This window comes from bacterium (assembly GCA_035295165.1).
GTDB lineage: Bacteria > Sysuimicrobiota > Sysuimicrobiia > Sysuimicrobiales > Segetimicrobiaceae > JAJPIA01.
Genome location: DATGJN010000117.1, coordinates 67,868 through 89,098, shown reverse-complemented (window position 1 = coordinate 89,098; position 21,231 = coordinate 67,868). Strand labels below are relative to the sequence as shown.

Here is a 21,231-nt window from a genome sequence, read left to right as displayed (position 1 = left end):
ACGTCGTGAGCAACGCCGTCCTGCGCGGCGATCTCCGGGCCCGGGGCAGCAGTCGCAAGGTCCTCGCCATGGAGCTGCTGTACCTCGGCATTCTCGCGTTGCTCATGCTGCTCGGGCTGCCGCCCGAACTCAACCAGATCGATCCGTCGCGTAACCCCGTTGGCCTTGGGATGGCGCTGCTGGGGGTGCAGGTGGTGCTCGTGACGTACTTCGCGTCGGCGTGTGCGCTGCAAGAGATCGCCGTTGAGGGCGAGCGGCCCGCAATCGATCTCGCGTTCGGGCCGTTCTCGCGCCGAACGATCGTGGTCGGGAAGAGCCTGGCGTCGCTCGCCACGATCGTGTACTGGCTGCTCCTCGGCGTCCCGCTGCTGGTGCTCGCGTTCGGAATCCGACAAGCTCCGATCGCCGGTCTCGCGGCCGTGTTCGTGCTCGTGGTCGCGCAGGCTTGGGCCGTGGCGCAGATCGGACTGCTCTACAGCATTGTGTGCGAGTCCGAGTTCGCACGCACGCTCGCGCACTGGGCGACGCTCGTCCTCGTGTTCTTGGCCACCCTGGCGCTCCCGGCCGAGGTCCAGTGGACGAACCCCGTGGTGGCCGTCACCTGGGCGGTTGCGGGGACGTTTCCCGTGCAGGCGGCCGCGTGCTACGCAGCGCTCGGGCTCGTGTGCACCGGTTTGGCGCACGTCGCGCTGCGGAGGTTCGGCGTGGCGTGACGCACGAGGCGATCGAGCTGCATGCGCTGCTCCACCGCGTTGCGGTGCGGATCGGGATCGCGGCCGCGTGGAGCATCGTCGCGCGCGCCGCAGTCGCCGCGGGCGGCGGGTTGCTCCTCTGGGCGCTCGCGACGATGATCGTCCCGGTGCCGTTTCCGCTCGGCCGATGCGCCATCGCGACCGGCGCGGTCCTTGCGGCGACGTGGCTCGTGCTGGTATGGCGGTGCCGTCCGTCGGCGGCGGTCGCGGCGCGCCTTGCCGATCGCCGCGCCGGCCTGCATGATCGGTTGAGCACGGCCGTCGAGCTGCTGGGGCGTTCTGCACGACCGGTGGGCTTGGCGCGCCTCCAAGTGGCCGACGCCGTGATCGCGGCGCAGGGCGTGGAGCCGCGGGCGGTGGCGCCGCTCCGCGTGCCGCGCGAGACGTGGCTCGCGGGCGCTGCGTGCCTGCTGCTCCTGCTCTGGGCCCAGTTTCTTGTCGGATGGTCGCTGCCCGCGACGCCCGCGGCGAAGGCGCTCGCCATCGTCCACCGCGAAGGGCAGTCGATCGTCGTCGCCGGCCGGCGGCTGGAGGCGATGGGGCGGTCACAGGCGCTGCCGGAAGCCGAGCGCCTCGCGCCCCAGGTGCAGGCGCTCGGTCATCGTCTCGAAGGACCGCGGATCGATCGCGAGCAGGCCCTCGGATCGGTGCGAGATGTGGCCCGGCAACTGGGTGCGGCGCAGGATCTCTTGCAGCGCCAACTCGACGCGTCGCTGCCTCAGACCACGGCACCCGGGACGCCGTCACGACCGACGCCGGCGTCTCGCGCCGGGACGGACGCCCAGCGCCTGCAGCGGCTGGACGCCGCGGTCCGCCAAGTGCGGGCGCTCACGGGCCAGCTCGAGCGCGGCGGGACTCCGGTCGACCCGCAGTCCCTCTCGACCCAACTGCGGGCGCTGTCGGAGTCTCTCGATCAGATGAATGCTCCGGTGTCCACGCGCGAGCGCATCAATCAGGCGCGCCGGGAGGCGGCGCAAGGCCATCTCGCGGCGGCGTCCGGGTCCCTCAACGAGGCGATGCAGGATCTCCAGGGGCTGGAGCGCATGTTCGGCGACGAGCAAGCGCTCGGCGATGCGCGGCAGAACGTGCAGCAATCCGCGGCGCGGATCGCCGAGCAGGGACCGCTTGGGGGCGCGAACGCCCCGGTGTCCGGCGAGCCGTCCCCGAGCGCGCCGCCGCCAGAGGCGTCCGGACCGAATCCGCCCTCTGGCACGACGGACGAGACCGGCGCGCCGCCGCCGCCCGGTCCGAACCAGGGGAGCCTGCCGGGGCAGGGCACCGGCCCGCAGCTCGGGGCGGCGACACCGCGGCTGCAGGGCACGCGCGTGCCGGCGTACGTCCAGGGTGCTCCGGGCGAGGGCCCGTCGTCGATGCGGGAGATCGTCGCGCCAGGACAGGGCGGGGCGTCGCGTCTGCCTGCGGGGCGCCCGCCGGCCGCAGTGGCGCACGAACTCGACCGCGCCGTGTCGGAAGCGCCGCTGCCGCCGACGTTCCTGCAGTTGGTCCGGCAGTACTTCGAGACTCAGGGAGGCACACCGTGACGGAGCCAGCCGGATCCCGCGACGTGGACGAGTTTCGTCGATCGTTCGCCGCCGTGCGTCAGGAGCTCGGCCGGGTCATCGTCGGGCACGAGTCGCTCCTCGATCTGGTGGTTACCGCGCTTGTGGCAGGCGGTCACGTGCTGCTCGAGGGCGTGCCCGGGCTCGGCAAGACCCTGCTGGTCCGCACGCTGGCGCAGGCGCTGGACCTTCGCTTCTCGCGGATCCAGTTCACGCCAGATCTGATGCCCGCGGACATCCTCGGGACGAACCTGATCGTCCAGGACGACGCCGGCCGCCGGCGGTTTGAGTTCCAGCCCGGTCCGGTGTTCGCCCAGATTGTGTTGGCCGACGAAATCAACCGAGCGACGCCCAAGACGCAGTCTGCGCTCCTCGAAGCGATGCAGGAGCATGCGGTCTCGACCGCCGGGGTGTCCCGCCCTCTCGACGAACCGTTCTTCGTGCTGGCGACGCAGAACCCGATCGAGATGGAGGGCACGTATCCGCTGCCGGAAGCCCAGCTCGACCGGTTCCTCTTCAAGCTCCGCGTCGCGTTCCCGGAGTTGGACGACCTGCGGACGATCGCCGAGCGGACGACCGGCCCGGAGGATCCGACGGCCCGCCAGGTGGCCGACGCCGCGGCGATCCTGCGCATGCAGGCGATCGCACGCGAGGTGCCGGTCGCGTCTCACGTTCGGGACTACGCGGTGCGGCTGGTGTTGGCCACGCACGCGGCGTCGCCGCAGGCGTCGTTGTCGGCGAAGCGCTTCATCCGGTACGGGGCCAGTCCGCGCGGCCTGCAGGCGCTCATCCGCGCGGGGAAGGTGCGCGCCCTTGTCCAGGGACGTCTGAACGTCTCGGTCGAGGACATCCAGGCGCTCGCGCTCCCGGCGCTCCGGCACCGGTTGATCCTCAGCTTCGAAGGCGAGGCCGAAGGCGTGGACGCGGACGACCTGGTGCGCCAGGCGATCGAGGAGCTTGGCGCCGTCCCCACGCCGGCCGCCGGCGCGTAAGGCTGCCCGTGACGCCCACCGCTCCGGCCGGCACCGGTGCGCACGAGGCAAGCCTGTTCGACCCCGAGTTTCTCCAGCGGCTCGAGACGTTGAGCTTGATCACCCGGCGCCGGGTCCAGGGCCAGCAGCGCGGCGAGCGGCGCAGCGTCGCGAGAGGGCGGGGCATCGAGTTCGACGACTACCGCGCGTATCAGGCCGGCGACGACTACCGCTACATCGACTGGAACATCGTGTCCCGGCTCGACCGCATCTTCGTGAAGCTGTTCAGCGAGGAGGAGGACCTCGACGTCCAGCTCCTGCTCGACACGAGCGCGTCGATGGCGGTCGGGACGCCCAGCAAGCTCGCGCTCGGCAAGCGCGTCGCCGCCGCGATCGGGTACATCGGTCTCAGCAACCTCGATCGCGTCGGGGTAACTGCGTTCACCTCGGAGCGGGGTCCCAGCCTGGCACGTCTGCGCGGCCGCGGCCGTGCGTTCGACCTGCTGCGTTTCCTAGACGGGCTCACAGCCGACGGGAGGACCGACCTCGGCCAGACCATGCGCCGTCACCTGAAGGCAAGCCGCCACCGGGGATTGTTGATTGTCATCTCCGATCTGCTTGATCCTCACGGCTACGAGACCGGACTCCTGCACGCGCGACAACAGCGGTTCCAAACGTTCCTGATTCAGATCCTCGCAGACGAGGAGATCGCGCCGCCGCTCGCGGGCGACCTCAGGTTGGTGGACGTCGAAACCGGTCGCGCGGTCGAGATCACGGTCGACGCAGAAGCGCTGCGTGCCTACGCCGAGGCGCGCGACGCCTACTTCCTCGCCGTCGAGCGATTCTGCTTCCGCCACGGCATCGACTATGTCCGGACCGCGTCATCGGTGCCCGCGGATGCGCTCGTCCTCCGCTACCTGCGACAGGCGGGACTCGTTCGGTGAGCCTCGGCGCCCCGGCGGCGCTGTGGGGGCTTCTCGCGCTGCCGTTCCTGGTGCTGCTGTACCTGCTCCGCGTGCGGCGACGGGACCACCCGGTCAGCAGCATCCTGTTGTGGCAACGTTCGGTACCGACCCTCGCCGCGTACCGGCCGTCACGGCGCATTGAGCGCGGCTTGCTGCTCCTGCTCCAGCTGCTCGCGGTCGCGGCGATTGTCGCCGGGCTCGCGCGGCCGGCGCTGGTTGGCCGGAACGTCGCGGGGCGCGACGTCGTGTTCGTGCTCGACGGATCGCTCTCGATGCGGGCGCGGGACGTGTCGCCGACCCGGTTCGACCGGGCGCGCGGGGAGGCGCTCGCGCTCGTCGCCCGGCTGCAGCTGGGTCAGCGCGCCGCGGTTGTCCTGGCCGCGCCGCACCCGGTGGTGCTCGCGCCGATCACCGACGACTTCCGCGCGGTGGCTGCGGCCCTGCGCAACGCGGAGCCGTGGGACGCCGCCGGAGACGTCGCCGCAGCGGTGACCGTGGCGGCTGCGCAGCGGCCGGGGCCGAACGGGCAGATCGTCGTGTGGACCGACGCGGCACGCGGCCCGCTGCCCGCGGTCTCGGGCGTCACCTACCGCATCGTCGGGACGTCCGACGACAACGTGGCGATCACGGAGTTGCGCGTGCTTCGCGACGCCCCGACGCCCGAAGCGCTCGTCCGCGTCGACAACTACGGGAGCGCAGCCCGGCGCGTGCCGCTCGAAGTCCGCCTCGGAGAGACGCTGGTGTATCGCGCGACGCTGGAGCTGCAGGCCGGTGGCAGTCGGACTGCCGTGTTTCCCGTCGCCGGCGCGGGCGTGTTGCGCGCCCACCTTGCCGTCCGCGACATGCTGCCGGAGGACGATGATGCGACGGCGGTCCTCGCGCCGACGCCGCTGCCGTCGGTGCTGCTGGTCGGCCGCGGGAACCCCTCGCTCGAGCGCGTGCTCCGCCTCTTGCCGGTGGCGCGTGCCGTCGCGACCGAGACCGTCAACCCCGCGGCGTGGGCCGCTTTTGACGTCGTCATCCTCGACCGGGTGGACACTGGGCCGCTGCCTCCGGGGAACTACCTCGTCATCGGTTCGGTGCCGCCCAACCTGCCCGTCAGCGCGACTGGCGTCACGCCCCAGCCGGAGATCGCGACGTGGGACCGCGAAGACCCGGTCCTCCGGTTCGTGGACCTGCGCGACGTGCGCATCAACCGGGCCCTTACGTTGGTGCCCGAGGGCGGGCGTGTGCTCGCGGCTGGCCAAACGCCGCTGCTGTGGGAGTACGAGGGCCGGGGCGTGCGCGCGGTGTTGCTGGGGTTCGCGCTCGAGGACTCAGATCTACCGGCGCACGTGGCGTTTCCGATTCTCGTCCGCAACAGCTTGGCGTGGCTCGGCGGCGGCGTCGACGGCGCGACCGCCGGGGACGAGGTGCAGATTCCGGCCGGCAGCGCGGCCGCCGCGACGCTCGTTGCGCCGGATGGCCGGCGCTTCGACCTCCACCCCACCGACGGGGTCTTTGTGCTGCCGCCGCTGGTGCGCGCGGGTCTCTACCGGTTCTCGACGGCGGCGGGCGAGCGGACGTTCGCGGCTACGATCGGAGGGCGGGACGCGGGCGTGATCCATCCCGGGCGCGCACCGGCCGACGCTGAGTCGGCGCCGCCCGGGTCCCGGGCATCGGTGGTGCCCGGGAGCGTGCTGGTTCACGTGCCGCTCTGGCCGTGGCTGCTGACGGCCGCGGCTGCGGCGGTGCTCGGCGAGTGGGCGCTCGCGACGCGGCGCCGCGGGGGCGACGCATGACGCTGCCGATCGCGCTCCAGCATCCCTGGTGGCTCGCGCTGCTGCCGCTTGTGCTCGTGGTTTGGTGGCTGGGGCGGCGCCGCCTTGGACGTCGCTGGCGCATTGCGACGGCGTTGCGGGCCGCAACGCTCGCCCTGCTCATCCTGGCGCTTGCCGGGCCGACGATGACCGTGCCGTCGGCGGGCGTCCGCGTCGCGTTCGCGGTAGATCGGTCGGCGAGCATCACGCCGGACGAGCGCCGCGCGGAAGCCGCGTTTGTGACCGGCGCGCTGGCCCGCATGCACCCGGAGGACCAGGCCGGCGTCGTGACCTTTGCGGGTGCGCCGTTGTTGCAGTTTCCGGTTGCGCCGCACGCGGCGGTGGACGGCCTCGAGGCAGCGCCGCAGCCCGACGCCACCGACATCGGCGCGGCAGTCGACCTGGCGCGGCAGATCCTTCCGCGCGAAGGCGCACGGCGGATCGTGGTGCTGAGCGACGGGGCCGAGAACGTCGGTGACGCCGCGGCGGCCGCGCGCCGCGCGGCCGCCGATGGAATCGCCGTCGACGCCGTGCCGCTCGCCGGGGCCGCCCCCGCCGTGGTGCTCGTGGACGACGTGGTGGCGCCCGCCGAGGTGCACGTCGGGGAGGCGTACCAGGTCCGCGCGGTCCTGCGCGCGACGGTGCCGGCGGACGCCACGGTGACGTGGAGTCGGGATGGGACGCCGGTCGCCACCCGCCACGTGTCGCTCGCCCCCGGCGAGACCGCGGTGTCGTTCGACGACCGGGCGACGCGCGAGGCGCTCCTACGGTATCGCGTCGACGTCACAACATCGGCCGATTCGCTGCCGGGCAATAAGCACGGTGAGGCGCTGGTCGTGGTGCAGGGCGCGCCCCGCGTGCTGTTTGTCGCGAACGACCCGAGCGTGCTCCCGGACTGGTTGGCCAGGCAAGGGCTTCCGGTGGACGTGCGGACCCCGGACGGCGTGCCGACGCTGCCGACGGCCTTGGCGCCCTACGGCAGCGTCGTGCTGGACAACGTCGCGGCAGGCGATCTGAGCTCCGCGCAGCAGACGGCGCTCAAGACGTTTGTCGGTGCGTTCGGCGGCGGGTTGGTCGCGATCGGCGGTCCGCGGAGCTACGGCGTCGGCGGGTACGCCGGGACCCCGCTCGAGACGGCGCTCCCGGTCCGGATGGATGTGCGGCAGACCACTGCGCTTCCGACGGTGGCGGTCGTGTTGGTCATCGACACGTCGGGCAGCATGGAGGCGTTCGGTACGGAGCTTGCCAAGGTGGCGCTGGCCAAGGAGATCGCCTCGTCGGTCATCGACTTGCTGAGCGAGCACGATCAGGTCGGCGTGATCACATTCGACCAGACATTCCGCTGGCTCGTTCCGCCGACCGAAGCGCGCAGTCGCGATCGGATCCTGAACGAAGTCGCCCGGATCGAGGCGGGCGGCGGGACGCTGATGTACCCTCCGCTCGCGGCGGCCGGCAAGTTTCTCGAGACGTCTCCGGCCAAAGTCCGCCACATCATCGTGATGAGCGATGGTCTGACCGATCCCGGCGATTTTCACACGCTCGCGACGGCGTTCGCCCGCAAGAAGATCACGATCAGCACCGTCGCCATCGGCGGTGACGCCGATCTGGTGTTCATGCGCAACTTGGCCCGCTGGGCCGGCGGGAGATCTTACGTCGCGAAGGACCTGTACGCCATCCCGCAGATCTTCACGACCGAGGCGTTGATCGCCGTCCGATCCTACCTCGTCGAGGAACCGACACCGCTTGTCCGCGGCGGGCCGGCGCCGACCCTCGCCGGTCTTGCGATCCCGCCGGCGATCGCAGGATACGTGGCCACGGTCGCGAAGCCCGCGGCCGACGTTGCGTTGCAGGGCCCCAGGCGCGATCCCGTCCTCGCGACGTGGCGCTACGGGCTCGGGCGCACCGTTGCGTTCACGTCGGACGACGGCACGCGCTGGACGGCGCCGTGGACGGCATGGCCGCAGGCGGCGCGTTTCTGGTCGCAGGCGGTGCGGTGGACGATGCGCGACCCCGGCGGCGGGCTCTATGTGTCGCTCACGCGCGATCCTCGCGGGGCGACTGGCCAGGTGGCCGTGGACGCGCGGCGGCCGGACGGTGTGCCCTGGGACGGACTGCGCGTGGAGGCCGAATTGGACGCCCCGGGCAGCGCGGGCCACGTCATCGAGATGATGCAGACCGCGCCAGGTCGCTATGAGGCGTCGTGGCCCGCGGGGACGCCCGGGGTATACACGGTGACCGTCGCGGCACGGGATGCGCGCGGCCCCGTGGGCACGCGCGCGGCCGGGCTCGTCGTGCCGTACTCGCCGGAACTCCGCGAGCCAGGCGGGAACCCAGCGCTTCTGGCCCACCTCGCGGAGGCCACCGGGGGGATCCTGCTGCACGCGCCCGACGAGGCGTTCCGCCAGGGGCACGGCCGCGGGACAAGCGACGCCTGGCCCCCGGTCGCGGCACTGGCGGTGGCGGCGCTGCTCGCCGAGGTGACGATCCGCCGTGTGCCGGCGATCGCGGACCGTCTCGGCGGCGCTGCAGCCGCGGCGGCCGCGTTCGTGCGAGGCGAGCGTGCGGTGTCAGATCCGGTACGGCGCATCGAAGACGACGCCTACGAGAAGGCCGACCGCTGGGCCGCCGAGGAGGCGAAATTCGCCGAAGAGGAGCGCCTCCGTGCCGCGTCGATGGACCACGCGGCGAGGTTGTACATCGCCAGGCTGCGTGCCGGGCGTCGGCCGTGACCGCCCGTGGGACCGCGATCCGCTATGGCGACGGGCAGATCGTCAGCAGATCCTCTGGTTGTGTGAGCATATAGTCGGGACGATGGGCACGGAGGGCGTCCGCATCCACGGCGCCCCATAAGGCCCCGGCGGTGGCCGCGCCGGCGTCCCGGCCCGCAGCGACGTCGAACGGTGTGTCGCCCACCATGAGCGTTTCCGCAGCCGTCACGCCCAGCTGGCCCGCGGCCGCATGCACCGGCTCCGGGTCCGGCTTGTGGCGCCGGGTGTCCTCATCGACGATGACGGCAGAACACCACCGGGCCAAGTCGAACGCGTCCAGCGCCGCGCGCGTCGTCGCGCGGCGCTTGGAGGTGACGATCGCCATCGGGTACCCGCGGTCGGACAGCGCCTGGAGCGTCTGGGGCACGCCCGGAAACAGCCGGGCGTATCGGTCGTGGAGCGCCACGTACCGCTCTAGGTAGTCCTGCGACAGTTCCTCGTCGCGGTCCGGCGCGAGCGCGTGAAAGCGCTCGCGGATCGGCCGGGCCCACGCCCGAAGAATGAGCCCGCGGTCGATGTCGAGGCCGAGGTGGAATCGGCACGTCTCCTGGAACGCGGTGATGATCAGTTCCGCGCTGTCCAGGAGCGTGCCGTCGAGGTCGAACAGGATCGCGGCCGGACGGCGTGCCTCACCGCGTCCGCTCACGACGCCCACGCGTGCGCGGGCCGTCCGTCCCACATCGCCTGATAGAGCGACAGGAGAACGCTCGGGTCGAGCGGCCGCGGGTTGTTGGGCCGCGGGTACTGCTCGAGACACTCCGTCACCATTTCGGGGAGGCGTTCGCGCGCCAAACCGAGCGTCTTGAGCGCTTCCGGCATGCCGAGGTCGTGGCAGAGCGATTCGACCGCGCGCACCGCGTCGGCCCCATCCGTCCCGGCCGCCTCGCCGATTCGCCGCAGGCGCGCCGCGGCGGTCTCACGACTGTACGCCATGGCGTACGGGAGCGCGAGCGCGCATGAGAAGCCGTGCGGCAGGTGGAGCCGGTTCGCGATCGTGTAGGCGATCGAGTGGCCGAGCACCATGCCCGCGTTGAGAGACAGTCCGCCGAGGTACGCGGCCAGCACCATCCCCGCGCGGGCCTCGGCGTCGGTCCCGGCCGCGTAGGCACGCGGGAGCGAACGCACGATCAGCCCGATGCCCTGGACGGCGGAGAGATCCGTCAGCGCCGTGGCATTGGTGGAGAGGATTCCCTCAACGCAGTGGCTCAGGGCATCGAGGCCGGTGTGCGCGGTGACGGTCGGCGGCAGCGAGACGGTCAGGCGCGGATCGAGCAACGCGCCCGCGGCGAGGAGTTGAGGGTAGTTGTTGGCGAACGCCTTCCTCGAGCCCGATGTGACGACCGCATTCTGGCTGGCCTCCGCACCGGTGCCGGCGGTGGTCGGCACGAGGATCGTAGGCACCGACGGCCCGGCGAAGCGCTTGCGGCCGAAGTGCGTATAGTCAAGCACGCTCCCGGGGTTGCCGATGAGCGCGGCGGCGAGCTTCGCCACATCCATGACGCTTCCACCGCCCACTCCGACGATGAGAACCGGCGCGAGCTCGCGGGCGATCGCGGCGCCGCGGTCGGCGACTTCCACAGTAGGTTCCCCGGGGATCTCGGAGAAACGGTGCAGCGCGAACCCGGCCTCGCGGAGGCTTGCGATAACGTCGTCGGCCAGTCCGAGCTTGTCCACGACGGGGTCGGTCAGGACGAGGACCGGGCCGGAGGGAATGCCCAGCTCCCGCGCGCAGTCCGCCGCGTGTGCGGCGGCCCCCATACCGTACCAGAGACGGCTCGGCCCGCGGAACGGGCGGGCTTCGTCGTGCAGGGTGGAGCGCGCGGACATGACGCACCTCCGGATGTGCGGCGGGCGCGGCATTCGCACGGCCGCGAGTTGACCCACCGTCACCCGAGATGATACCATCGTGGCGGTTTCGCGCGCAATTTCACCGCCGGGAGCACAGCCACGCGAACGGCATCGGCGTGGAGCGGAATCGCTCAGGTATGCCGCCTTCCGGCGCCCTCCCAGACGTGATTCGGGTGTGCGGGCGGTTCCCGCCGCGCGCATCGCAGGGGTTCCCAACGTGGTGCGCGTCGACGCTGGGTCGGCCTCGGTCCACGCGCCGCATGTTAGCGCGGCTGGCCATCGTGGGCGTCTGATCGAGCCGGGGCGGTTGTGCCGCGACGCGGCGCCTCGGTCGCGCTGCCGCGGCGGGTTTCGACCGATGCGACCACGGGTAAGGAGGGAGAGGGTGCCGCACGCAGAGATTGGAGTATTTGGCGGGTCCGGCTTCTACTCGCTGCTCGAGGGCGCGCGGGAGCACACGGTGGACACTCCGTACGGGGAGCCGAGCGACGTGCTCACGCTCGGGGAGATCGCGGGACGCAGTGTCGTGTTTCTCCCGCGACACGGCAGGACCCATCGGTTGCCGCCCCACCGGATCAACTACCGTGCGAATGTTTGGGCGATGAAGTCGCTTGGCGTGGAATGGGTGTTGGGCCCGTGTGCCGCCGGGAGCCTGCAGGCGCACGTAAAGCCCGGGGAGTTCGTCATCTGCAGCCAGTTCGTGGATCGCACGTGGGGGCGCGCCGACACGTTCTACGATGGGCCGGTGGTGACGCACGTGTCCGCGGCGGACCCGTACTGCCCAACGCTACGGCGGTCGGCGGTGACGACCGCCCGCGAGCTTGGGATCTCGGTGCACGACGGCGGGACGATGGTCGTGATTCAGGGGCCGCGGTTCAGCACCCGATCGGAAAGCCGCTGGTTCCGCGCGCAGGGATGGGAGGTGATCAACATGACCAACTATCCCGAAGGGTACTTGGCCCGGGAGTTGGAGATGTGCTACGTGAACATCTCGTTGATCACCGATTACGACGTCGGCGTCGAGGACGACCCGACGGCACCGCCGGTGACGCATGAGGCCGTGATCAAGGTCATGCAGGGAAATATCGAACAGGTCCGACGGCTCCTGTTTGCGATGGTCGAGCGACTCCCCCGCACGCGGGTGTGTCCGTGCCAGACGGCGCTGGCGCACGCCCGGCCGGACTAGGGGGTGATCGGATGGCGGGGGTGGGGCGGGACGGCGTGGGACGGGCGTCCGGCATGATCGTCTTCGCGCTCGGCGTGCTCCTGCTGCTGGCGGTATTCTACCTGGCGTACCTGGAGCTGGTGGCGTCGGGCGCGCTCATGGGGTCGGTTCCGGGGCGGTCGACCGGGGACGCCGCACTCGCCGTTGCGAGCAAGGGGCTGTTCTTGTTCCTGCTCGGGTTCGTGGCGTCGGCGGTGGCGAACAAGGGGATCGCGCTCTACCAAGCCGCGACAGTCGTCCGCGAGGACGATTGAGCCGCATCGGTTGGGAGGGACGGTGATGGAACTCCAGATCGGAGCCCGCACGGAGGGAACCGTCACGGTCATCGACGTTGCGGGCGAAGTGGATCTCTACACGGCACCCCGGCTGGAGGAAGCGCTGGCCCGGGGGTCTGCGGGCGCGCCGCCGCTCGTCGTGGTGAACCTGTCGAAGACGACGTACATGGACAGCACCGCCCTGCGCGTGCTGACCGCGGCGTTGAAGCGGATCCGGGAACGCGAGGGCGCGCTGGCGCTCGTGTCGACGCAGCCGAAGATCGCGAAGCTCTTTTCGATCACCGGGCTGGACCAGGTGTTCCCGATCTGCGCCACCGAACCTGAGGCCATCGAGAAGGCGAGGACGCACGGGTCCGGCCGGCCGTAGGCGCGCTACTCGAACGGCAGCGTCGCTGAGGCGCCGCGGGCCCGGATCGATTTGCCGACCTGGGGCCGTCCGACGGGGGGAGGGTGATGCGGCTCGGCATCCGCGGTAAGATCGCGGGCGTCATCCTGATTTGCATGGTCCCGGTGTTGGTCCTCGGGGTCCTCCTCACCGTGGAGCAAGACCGAGCCCGGCGGAACGTTGTGCTTCGGACCCAGCAGGACGCCGCGCGCGCGCTCGCCTCGGACGTCTCGACGTTCATCGACAACACGGTGCACGCCGAGCTCGCCGCGGGATCGGCGGTGGAGAGCCAGCCGTATCCGGTGGTCGGCATCGTGCAGTTGCTGGCGTCGATCCGCGCCTACGACCCGTCCTTCCTCTGGCTCGGCCTAGTGCTGCCGGACGGCCATGTAGAGGCGGCCGACCCGTCCGGGGACCCCTACGCGAACGTCGTGACCCGCCGCGGGTTCGCCGCGGTGCTGGCGGGCGCGCCCTGGGCGACCGGCGCCGTGCGGGTCTCGGCCGGCCGTCCCGGGTTGGAAGTCGCCACCGGCATCACCGAGGCGCAGCATCTGGCCGCCGTCGTCGACGGCATCGTCGACCTGACGAGCGTGCGGCCGGTGTTGCCGACGGCGCTTGCGCCGGACATGGACGGTGTCATCGTCGACGATGCCGGCCGCATCGTCCTCGATCTGCGGCGGCCGGCGAGGTCGGCGCACTCGCTCGCGGCGCTCCCGGCCGTTCAGGCTGCGCTCCGCGGCGAGCCGCGGACGATCGAGGGGTACCAGGAGAACGGTGCCGGCGCGCGCGAGGTTGGCGCGGCGGTGCCGATCTCGAACCTACGATGGGCCGCGGTCGTCCTGGAACCGGAGACCTCGGCGCTGGAGCCGGTGCGCCGGGCCGCGCAGGAAGAACTGGAGTGGGTGTTCGCCGCGGTTGGGCTCGGGCTGTTTCTGGCGTGGGTGCTGGGGGCGGAGCTGAGTGCCCCGATCCTCGCGCTCGCGCGGGGTGCGCGCGCGATCGGACGCGGCGAGGTCGGCCACCGCGTGGGGCTTCGCCGCACCGACGAACTCGGGGAACTCGGGGCGGCGTTCGACGAGATGAGCGAACGGCTCACGCGGTCCCACGACGAGATGAACGCGCTCCAGGGCGTCAGCGACGCCGCGCTCTCGACGGTGCGGCTCGGCGAGTTGCTCGTCACGCTCGTGCAACAGATCGCCTCGGCGCTGCGCGCCGACGGCGGGACGGTGTGGTTCGTCGACGAGGCCACGGGCGACCTCGTCGTTCCGGCGGAGTCCGGCCAGGGCGCGGCAGGCGTGCGCCGGCTGCCGCGAGGCGAGGGGCTGGCCGGACGGGTCGCCGACGGCGGGCGCGCGCTCGTGCTCTCGGGCGAAGAGGCGTTTCGGGCGCTCGATCCCCGACTGCTCGCGCAGGGGGTGCGAGCCGCGGCGAGCGTGCCGCTGCGCGTGGGTGGGAAGGTCATTGGCGTCATGCAGATCGTGTCCCACGAAGCGCGCGAGTTCCGGGCCCAAGACGTGCGATTGATCGAAGCGTTCGCGGACCGCGTCGCCCTGGCCGTCGACAACGCGCGCGCCTACGAGCGCCAACAGGAGATCGCCGGGGTGATACAGCAGGCGCTGCTCCCGACGCCGAGCGTCCGCCTCCCCGGCCTCGCAGTCGCCGGACGATACGTCCCGAGCCGCGAGGTGGGCGGCGACTTCTACGCTGTTTTGGCGCTGGGGCAGGGACAGGTCGGTTTTGCGATCGCAGACGTCTCGGGCAAGGGGATTCGCGCCGCCACGCTCTCCGCGCGCACCCGCTACCTGCTTGAGGCGTTTGTGCTCGACGGGCGGCCGCCCGAAGCGGTGCTGGCACGGATGAATACCGTGCTTACGCAGGACGCGGCGTCGGATCTGTTCGTCAGTCTCTTCTACGGCGTGATCGACCCGGAGGCGGGGACGCTGCGCTGCACGAGCGCCGGGCACCCGGCGCCCTTGGTGCTGCGCGCCGGCGAGCCCGCCCCGGTCACGCTGGAGGCGCCCGGCTTGCTGCTCGGCGTCGAGACCCGAGCACACTATGCGGCGATCGAGACGCGCGTGGGTCCCGGCGATCTGATGGTGCTGTTCACCGACGGGATCACGGAGGCGCGGCGCGCGGACGGCGAGCAGTTTGGCGAACAGCGGCTCGCCGAGCACGTCGTGGAGCACCGTCACGCCCAACCAGAGGACATCGCCGACCGCGTTATGGACGCCGTGGCACGATGGAGCGGCGACGGCGCGAGGGACGACCAGGCGCTCGTGGTGGTCCGCGTGCTGCCGTGGGGCACGAACGTGCCTCCCCCACAGTGAACATGCAGCGCGACAGGTTGCCAGGGCTCCGGCGCGGCCCGGCATGCTGTTCGTAACATCTCGCGCCCGGCGTGGCGCGTCCGTTGACGCTCCAACGCACGTATGCTATAGTGAGCCCATTCTAAGCAGAAGCCATCCGCTTCTCACCTTACGACGCCAGCCCTCGGGTGCGGTTGCCGGTAAGGTCACCACAGAACGTACGCATGTGGAGGGGATGGCGTCGCCATCCTCTTCTGTGTTTGTACCGGCACGACGAGTATGGGATGCAAAGGGGGCTGAACACCCATCACACCCGTAGAGCGCGAGCGCGAGACGCGGATCAACAATCGCATCCGGGCCCGCGAGGTCCGGCTGATTGGAGCGAACGGCGAGCAGTTAGGTGTCTTGTCGCTGCAAGACGCCCTGGCGAAGTCTCAAGAGGCCGGGGTCGATCTCGTGGAGGTCGCGCCCACCGCGTCTCCGCCGGTCTGCCGCGTCATGGATTTCGGCAAGTACAAGTACGAGCAGGCCAAGCGCGAACGGTTGGCGCACAAGAAGTCCAAGACGTCGGAACTCAAGGGCATGCGGCTGAGCCCGAAGATCGGGGAACACGATCTGCAAGTCAAGACCCGGGCGGTCAGCGGGTTCCTTAAGGACGGCGACAAAGTTCGCGTGTCGATGTGGTTCCGTGGGCGCGAGATGGCGCACCCCCAGGTCGGGGAGCAGATTCTCCGCCGGATGGCCACGCAACTTGGCGAGGTCGCGGTCGTGGAGCGGCAGCCTCTGATGGAGGGTCGCAACATGATCATGATCCTCGCACCGAAGAAGACCTAGCACCACTCGCAGCGTCGGGCGCCGTCGGGCGTCGGGCGGGAGGGGGGACGAGATGCCGAAACTGAAGACACACGGGGGCGCGTCGAAGCGGATTCGCGTCACCGGCCGCGGCAAGCTGATACGCGGCCGTCAGTTGGGCGGGCACCTGATGGAGCACAAGCGGGGATCGCGAAAGCGGTCGCTCCGGCAGACACGGGAGATCGGAACGCAGGATGCGGCGCGGATCGAGCGGCTGCTCCCGTACAGGTAGCGCGTAGCTTGTGAGGAGGGGGGTCGTTCGATGGCACGCGTAAAGAGAGGGATGGCGGCCAGACACCGGCACCGCAAGGTGCTGAAGCTGGCCAAGGGATACTGGGGCAAGAAGAGCCGTTGGTTCAAGATGGCCAACCAGACGGTGCTGCGGGCGCTGGCGCAGGCCTACGCGCACCGGCGCGCGCGGAAGCGCGACTTCCGCCGTCTCTGGATCGCCCGGATCAACGCGGCGGCGAGAACCCACGGCACCTCGTACAGCCGCCTGATCTGCGGGTTGCGCCGCGCCGGCATCCAGGTGAACCGGAAGATCCTGGCCGATCTCGCGGTGCGGGACGGTCACGCGTTCGAGGCGCTCGTCAAACGGGCTCAAGTCGACAAGTAGCCGCGGACGTGCACGCGATGCGCGCGGAGGGCCCTCCCCAAACACGGGGAGGGCCTTGTGTATGCGCTCTCTGGCACGGTCGGGTGTCGTGATCACGAGCCGCGGCAATCCATTCATCCGCGATCTGCGCGCGCTGCTGCGTTCGCCGCACCGGGAGGCGGACCGCGTGGCCGTTGAGGGGTGGCGCGCGCTCGCCGCCGCCGCCTCGGCCGGTGCACGCTTCGAGGCCGTCGTCTACACGCCCGACGCCGCCGGCGATGCGCGTTACGCGCCGTTGCGCCGAGATCTGCAGGCGCTGGGCGCGCGCGAAGTACTCGTCGCGCGCGACGTGTTTGCCGCGGTGGCGCAGGTCGAGACGCCTCAGGGCGCGCTCGGGATCGCGCGGAGGCCCGCGCCGGCGTCCCCCTCCGAGCTGGACCGGCCGGACGCGCTGCTCGTCGTGCTCGACGCCGTCCAGGATCCCGGAAATGTGGGGGCGATTCTGCGTACCGCTGCGGCCGTCGGGGCGACGGGCGCGGTGACGGTCGGCGGCGCGGCGGATCCGTTCGGTGCGAAGGCGCTGCGGGCATCCGCGGGCACGGCGTTCCGCATGCCGCTCCTGCACGCGGCGACCGCCGCGACGGCCGCCGAGGAGCTGCGCCGGCGAGGCGTTCGGCTGCTGGTGGCGGCCCCGCGCGGCGGGCGGCTGGTCGCCGAGGCGTCGTTCGATCGGCCGCTGGCGATGATCTTCGGCAACGAAGGCGCGGGCGCCGACGCAGCGTGGTGGCGCGCCGGCGCCGAGGCCGTGCGCCTCCCGATCGCGGACGGTGTGGAGTCGCTCAACGTCGCCGCTGCGGCGGCGATTCTGCTCTACCGCGCCGCGGGTCTGTCCTAACGCACGCGCGTCCGGTGATCGTCTCCCTGTCCATCCTCCCAGGGTGACAGAATCACTGAGCAGTTCCGGGGTGACAAAATCATTGAACAGCTACCCGCCGCGGCTGAGTGCGTGACGCAGCCAGCGAGGCTGTGTTATACTGGGACCAACCTCAGAGGGCCATCCGCGACGGCGGTCGTTTCCTTCGGGGCCCCCAGAAACGTACGTGGCACGCAGGAGGGGCGCGGTGGAGATCACGTGGACGCCGGAGTGCTTCTGGCGCGTATTCGAGACCACGGGTTCCGTCTGGGCGTATCTGCTGTACCGACAGCTCACGACGCGGCATCCGCGTTGGATCGTGCCGATCCTGAACTGACCCGACGACGCCGGGTCGGCGGGCAATCGCAGCGAGTTGTTTTGCGATGACGGAGAGGGTGCGCGAGATCGCGGCGCCAAGGGAGGGCCGGTCACCGACTGCGAGCCGGCCCGCGTTCCTCGCCGCGCACGTTCACTCCCGAGCGGTGTGCTGACCGCGGCGGATCGCCGCCTGTAGGCAGACAGGGCGCCCGGCCCGTACCCCGGGGTGCATCGAGTGTCGTCCGCGGCCCTACGATCGCGGGCGGAAGAAGGGTGGGACCGCGGAAGCTGCACTTCCGTCCCTTGGACGGAGGTGCGTTTTTTTGTTGCCGAACCGGACGCGCCGCAGCGCGCCGGAGGAGGGCGCATGACGGAGTTGGACCGGATCCCGGAGATCGAGCGCGAGGCGCAGCAGGCGTGCAGGGACGCCACGACGGAGACGGCGCTGGAGGAAGTGCGCGTCCGATATCTCGGCCGCCAGGGCGTCATCGCCCAGGCGTTCCGGGCGCTCGGGCGCGCGTCCGCGGAGGACCGTCCCCGGCTCGGCCAGGTGCTGAACGCGCTGAAAGCCGCAGTCGAGGACGCCGTCCAGCGCCGCGCGGAGACGCTGGCGGCTGCGGGGCGACAGACACGGCTCGCGGACGAGCGGATCGATGTCACGCTGCCCGGGCGTCCGCTTGCGTCGGGCCGGACGCACGTGCTGTCGAGAGCGATGGAGGACGTCGCGCAGATCTTCCTCGGGCTCGGGTTCGAAGTCGTCGAGGGCCCCGAGGTCGAGCGCGACCACGACAACTTCGAGCGGCTGAACATGCCACCGTACCATCCTGCGCGCGACGCGCAAGACTCGTTCTACCTCGGGGGCGAGTGGCTGTTGCGCACGCACACGACGGTCGTGGACGTGCACGTCATGGACTGCCGCCGCCCACCGATGCGGGCGATCTCGTACGGGCACTGCTACCGGCGCGACCCGGTGGACGCGAGTCACTCGCCGATGTTTCAGCAGGTCGACGGGTTCATGGTCGGTGAGGGGGTGCGCTTCTCGGATCTCAAAGGCGTGCTGCTGCACTTCGCCCAGGCGTTCTTCGGACCGGAGACCCGCGCGCGGTTCGTGCCGTCGTACTTCCCGTTCACGGAGCCGAGCGCGGAGATGGCGATCTCCTGCGTGATCTGCGGCGGCCGGGGGTGCGCCGTGTGCAAGCGGTCCGGCTGGCTTGAGATCCTCGGCTGCGGGATGTTTCATCCCCGCGTCCTCGAGATGTCCAGGATCGATCCGCAACGCTACACCGCGTTCGCGTTCGGCATGGGCGTGGAGCGGCCCGCGATGCTCCGACACCGGATCGACGACATCCGGCTGTTCTACGAGAACGATCTCCGCTTTCTGCGGCAGGTTTGAGGGGAGCGCCGATGCGGGTACCGCTTGACTGGCTGCGGGAGTACGTGACGGTGGGTGTGGCGCCCGAAGTGCTTGCGGAGCGCCTTGCGGGGGTCGGGCTTCCGGCCGAGGAGATCGCGCACGTCGCCGACGACGTGGTGCTGGACCTCGAGGTGACGGCCAACCGTCCCGACTGCATGAGCGTGCTCGGGGTGGGCCGCGAGGTCGCGCTGCTGCTCGGCCACCCGCTGCGCTATCCCCACGGCTACCCCGACCCGCGGACGGAGGGGCGGCAAGGGGCGTCGCTGGCCCGTCCGCGCCGGCGGACCGGCCGAGCGGCCACATCCCCGCGCCGTGGGGCGGCCCCCATCGGGGCTGCCGCGGCCGCGGCGCGCGCGACGGCCGAGGATCGGGTGCGGGTCGACGTCGAGGACGCCGTGGGGTGCCCCCGGTTCACCGCCACGGTGATCGAGGGTGTTCGCGTCGGGCCGTCGCCCGCCTGGATGCAGCGCCGGCTCGAGGCCGCGGGCGTCCGCGCGATCAACAACATCGTGGACGTGACCAACTACGTGATGCTGGAGTCCGGTCAGCCGATGCATGCATTCGACTACGACGCCGTCGCCGGACACCGGCTCGTCGTGCGGCGTGCGCGGCCGGGCGAGACGCTGGAGACGCTCGACGGGGTCACACGGGCGCTCGACGACGAGATGCTAGTCGTCGCCGACGATCGGCGGTCGGTCTCGATCGCCGGCATCATCGGCGGCGCGGACACGGAGATCGGGCCGCGCACGACGACGGTCCTCCTCGAGGCCGCGTACTGGAATCCTCTCGTGATCGGGCGCGCCGCACGCCGGTTGGGCGTGCGCACAGAGGCTGGCGCACGGTTCGAACGGGGCGCTGATCCGAACGGGCCGCCGCGGGCGCAGATGCGGGCCGCGGTGCTTGTCGCTGAGACCTCCGGCGGACGGGTGCTCCCCGGCATGGTGGACGTGTATCCTCGACTGGTGACCCCGAAGACGATCCGTCTGCGACCCGACCGAGCGGTGTCGGTGCTGGGCGTTGAGATCGCTCCTCGTGAGATGGTCCGCATTCTCCGTGCGCTCGGATGCCGGGTGACGCCTGGCCGCGCGCTGACCGTGCAGGCTCCGACATTTCGGCCGGACGTGGTGGTGGAGGAAGACCTGATCGAAGAAGTCATCCGCGTGTACGGTTACGACCGCGTCCCACCCACGCTGCCCATCGGGGACACGACGCCCGGGAGCGTGGCGCCCGCGCTGGCGACCGACCGGCGCGTGCGCGACGTGTTGACACGCTGCGGCCTCGTCGAAGCGATGACGCTCACGCTGGTCCGCGCCGCGCCGGACGCCGACGATACCGAGCCGCTCGTCGCAATCGCGAATCCGTTGACCCAGGACCACAACGCGCTCCGCCGATCGCTGATCCCCGGGGCGCTGGCGGTGCTCGCCACCAACGCCGCGCGGCGGATCGCGGATGCGCAGGTGTTCGAACTCGGCCGTGTGTTCTTACCGGGCGCGGGCAGCGGTCCCGACGAGCGGCGCAGCCTGGCGATCGCCGCGACAGGCCGCTGGCGCGCCGGATGGAACGTGCCGGCGGATCAGGCGGTCGTGGACTTCTACCACCTTCGGTGGATCCTGGATGCGCTGTTGGCCGAGCTCGCGGTCCCGGCACACGAGGTGGCGGAGGTCCGTGAGTCCGCGGAGCGGCAGCGACCCGCTTCCGCTGGGAGCGGAGATCCGCCCTCGTTGAGCCGCGCGGGGTGGTGGCATCCCGGCCGCTCGGCGGAGGTCCGGATCGGCGACCGGCTCGTCGCACGATTCGGCGAGCTGCATCCGGATCTCGCCTCGCCGCACAAACTGCCGCACCGTGCGTATCTCGCGGAGATAGATCTCGAAGCGCTGTACGCGCTCGCCGGCGGTCGAGGAGGCGACGACCGCGTGAGCGACGAGATGCCCGTCCCGCCCGTGCCGCGATCGCTCGTGCCGGCTCGCACGTTCACCGGCCTGCCGCGCTACCCCGAAATCGAACGCGACCTCGCCGTGGTCCTGCCGGAGACGGTGCCCGCGGGCCGGGTCGAAGCGATCATTCGCGCGGCGGCCGGGCCGCTGCTCGAAGCGATCGACCTGTTCGACGTGTACACCGGCGCGCCGATCCCGCGGGACCACCGCAACCTTGCCTACCGGCTGCGGTTGCGGGCGCCCGACCGCACGCTGGTTGCCGAGGAGGCAGAGGAAATTATGCTACAGGTCCGAATAGCGCTACGCACGGAGGCCGGGGCCCAGCTCCGCGAGTGACGCGGACCCGGAGGGA

19 protein-coding genes are annotated in these 21,231 nt (G+C 71.1%); 17 read left to right on the top strand and 2 right to left on the bottom strand.

What is annotated here, in order from left to right; genetic code table 11:
- The first annotated feature begins 5 nt into the window (after positions 1-5).
- The 6 genes from VKZ50_21555 to VKZ50_21530 are packed head-to-tail and all read left to right on the top strand — an operon-like array spanning position 6 to position 8,775.
- The gene (locus VKZ50_21555; GenBank protein HLJ62316.1) at positions 6-713 is read left to right on the top strand and encodes a hypothetical protein; all 708 of its coding nucleotides are present in this window, start codon (positions 6-8) and stop codon (positions 711-713) included.
- Positions 710-2,293 carry a hypothetical protein gene (locus tag VKZ50_21550; protein HLJ62315.1) on the top strand — a complete coding sequence of 528 codons (1,584 nt, stop codon included), beginning with the start codon at positions 710-712 and terminating at the stop codon, positions 2,291-2,293. The genes VKZ50_21555 and VKZ50_21550 overlap by 4 nt, the downstream gene beginning before the upstream one ends.
- Complete coding sequence (locus VKZ50_21545; protein ID HLJ62314.1) at positions 2,290-3,303, top strand: MoxR family ATPase; 1,014 nt, start codon at positions 2,290-2,292, stop codon at positions 3,301-3,303. Before VKZ50_21550 ends, VKZ50_21545 begins: the two co-directional genes overlap by 4 nt.
- A gap of 8 nt (positions 3,304-3,311) precedes the next feature.
- Positions 3,312-4,226: a DUF58 domain-containing protein gene (locus VKZ50_21540; protein ID HLJ62313.1), complete on the top strand. Its 915-nt coding sequence runs from the start codon at positions 3,312-3,314 to the stop codon at positions 4,224-4,226.
- On the top strand, positions 4,223-6,028 hold the full coding sequence (locus tag VKZ50_21535; protein HLJ62312.1) for a VWA domain-containing protein: 1,806 nt from the start codon (positions 4,223-4,225) through the stop codon (positions 6,026-6,028). The genes VKZ50_21540 and VKZ50_21535 overlap by 4 nt, the downstream gene beginning before the upstream one ends.
- Positions 6,025-8,775 carry a VWA domain-containing protein gene (locus tag VKZ50_21530; protein HLJ62311.1) on the top strand — a complete coding sequence of 917 codons (2,751 nt, stop codon included), beginning with the start codon at positions 6,025-6,027 and terminating at the stop codon, positions 8,773-8,775. Before VKZ50_21535 ends, VKZ50_21530 begins: the two co-directional genes overlap by 4 nt.
- Positions 8,776-8,797: 22 nt before the next feature.
- On the opposite strand, the gene VKZ50_21525 is transcribed toward VKZ50_21530, so the two are convergent.
- The gene (locus VKZ50_21525; GenBank protein ID HLJ62310.1) at positions 8,798-9,460 is read right to left on the bottom strand and encodes an HAD-IA family hydrolase; all 663 of its coding nucleotides are present in this window, start codon (positions 9,458-9,460) and stop codon (positions 8,798-8,800) included.
- Entirely contained in the window at positions 9,457-10,641 is a 1,185-nt protein-coding gene (locus VKZ50_21520) for an iron-containing alcohol dehydrogenase (GenBank protein HLJ62309.1), read from the bottom strand. The genes VKZ50_21525 and VKZ50_21520 overlap by 4 nt, the downstream gene beginning before the upstream one ends.
- A gap of 379 nt (positions 10,642-11,020) precedes the next feature.
- Between VKZ50_21520 and VKZ50_21515 the strand changes: the two genes are divergently transcribed.
- From VKZ50_21515 to VKZ50_21465, 11 genes are all read left to right on the top strand, one after another.
- Positions 11,021-11,848 (top strand): S-methyl-5'-thioadenosine phosphorylase, encoded by an 828-nt coding sequence (locus tag VKZ50_21515; protein HLJ62308.1) that lies wholly within the window; start codon positions 11,021-11,023, stop codon positions 11,846-11,848.
- Positions 11,849-11,859: 11 nt separating this feature from the next.
- Positions 11,860-12,141: a hypothetical protein gene (locus VKZ50_21510; GenBank protein ID HLJ62307.1), complete on the top strand. Its 282-nt coding sequence runs from the start codon at positions 11,860-11,862 to the stop codon at positions 12,139-12,141.
- A gap of 25 nt (positions 12,142-12,166) precedes the next feature.
- On the top strand, positions 12,167-12,529 hold the full coding sequence (locus VKZ50_21505) for an STAS domain-containing protein (protein ID HLJ62306.1): 363 nt from the start codon (positions 12,167-12,169) through the stop codon (positions 12,527-12,529).
- Between the two features lie 86 nt (positions 12,530-12,615).
- Positions 12,616-14,874, top strand: a complete 2,259-nt coding sequence (locus tag VKZ50_21500) for a SpoIIE family protein phosphatase (protein HLJ62305.1) — start codon at positions 12,616-12,618, stop codon at positions 14,872-14,874.
- A 285-nt stretch (positions 14,875-15,159) separates the two neighbouring features.
- Positions 15,160-15,687, top strand: a complete 528-nt coding sequence (infC, locus tag VKZ50_21495) for a translation initiation factor IF-3 (GenBank protein ID HLJ62304.1) — start codon at positions 15,160-15,162, stop codon at positions 15,685-15,687.
- 52 nt (positions 15,688-15,739) lie between these two features.
- The gene (gene rpmI, locus VKZ50_21490; GenBank protein ID HLJ62303.1) at positions 15,740-15,937 is read left to right on the top strand and encodes a 50S ribosomal protein L35; all 198 of its coding nucleotides are present in this window, start codon (positions 15,740-15,742) and stop codon (positions 15,935-15,937) included.
- Positions 15,938-15,967: 30 nt separating this feature from the next.
- Positions 15,968-16,321: a 50S ribosomal protein L20 gene (gene rplT / locus VKZ50_21485; protein HLJ62302.1), complete on the top strand. Its 354-nt coding sequence runs from the start codon at positions 15,968-15,970 to the stop codon at positions 16,319-16,321.
- A gap of 61 nt (positions 16,322-16,382) precedes the next feature.
- Positions 16,383-17,195, top strand: coding sequence for an RNA methyltransferase (locus tag VKZ50_21480; protein HLJ62301.1), 813 nt, complete (start codon positions 16,383-16,385; stop codon positions 17,193-17,195).
- Between the two features lie 226 nt (positions 17,196-17,421).
- Complete coding sequence (locus VKZ50_21475; GenBank protein ID HLJ62300.1) at positions 17,422-17,550, top strand: YqzL family protein; 129 nt, start codon at positions 17,422-17,424, stop codon at positions 17,548-17,550.
- Between the two features lie 348 nt (positions 17,551-17,898).
- Positions 17,899-18,924, top strand: coding sequence for a phenylalanine--tRNA ligase subunit alpha (locus tag VKZ50_21470; GenBank protein HLJ62299.1), 1,026 nt, complete (start codon positions 17,899-17,901; stop codon positions 18,922-18,924).
- 11 nt (positions 18,925-18,935) lie between these two features.
- On the top strand, positions 18,936-21,215 hold the full coding sequence (locus tag VKZ50_21465; protein HLJ62298.1) for a phenylalanine--tRNA ligase subunit beta: 2,280 nt from the start codon (positions 18,936-18,938) through the stop codon (positions 21,213-21,215).
- Positions 21,216-21,231: the final 16 nt, after the last annotated feature.

Bases quoted from the DNA above. Each gene is read 5' to 3' on its own strand.
- VKZ50_21530 (HLJ62311.1), top strand. From the start codon at position 6,025: ATGACGCTGCCGATCGCGCTCCAGCATCCCTGGTGGCTCGCGCTGCTG.
- VKZ50_21520 (HLJ62309.1), bottom strand. From the start codon at position 10,641: ATGTCCGCGCGCTCCACCCTGCACGACGAAGCCCGCCCGTTCCGCGGG.
- VKZ50_21515 (HLJ62308.1), top strand. From the start codon at position 11,021: ATGCGACCACGGGTAAGGAGGGAGAGGGTGCCGCACGCAGAGATTGGA.
- VKZ50_21510 (HLJ62307.1), top strand. From the start codon at position 11,860: ATGGCGGGGGTGGGGCGGGACGGCGTGGGACGGGCGTCCGGCATGATC.
- VKZ50_21505 (HLJ62306.1), top strand. From the start codon at position 12,167: ATGGAACTCCAGATCGGAGCCCGCACGGAGGGAACCGTCACGGTCATC.
- VKZ50_21500 (HLJ62305.1), top strand. From the start codon at position 12,616: ATGCGGCTCGGCATCCGCGGTAAGATCGCGGGCGTCATCCTGATTTGC.
- rpmI (HLJ62303.1), top strand. From the start codon at position 15,740: ATGCCGAAACTGAAGACACACGGGGGCGCGTCGAAGCGGATTCGCGTC.
- rplT (HLJ62302.1), top strand. From the start codon at position 15,968: ATGGCACGCGTAAAGAGAGGGATGGCGGCCAGACACCGGCACCGCAAG.
- VKZ50_21480 (HLJ62301.1), top strand. From the start codon at position 16,383: ATGCGCTCTCTGGCACGGTCGGGTGTCGTGATCACGAGCCGCGGCAAT.
- VKZ50_21470 (HLJ62299.1), top strand. From the start codon at position 17,899: ATGACGGAGTTGGACCGGATCCCGGAGATCGAGCGCGAGGCGCAGCAG.
- VKZ50_21465 (HLJ62298.1), top strand. From the start codon at position 18,936: ATGCGGGTACCGCTTGACTGGCTGCGGGAGTACGTGACGGTGGGTGTG.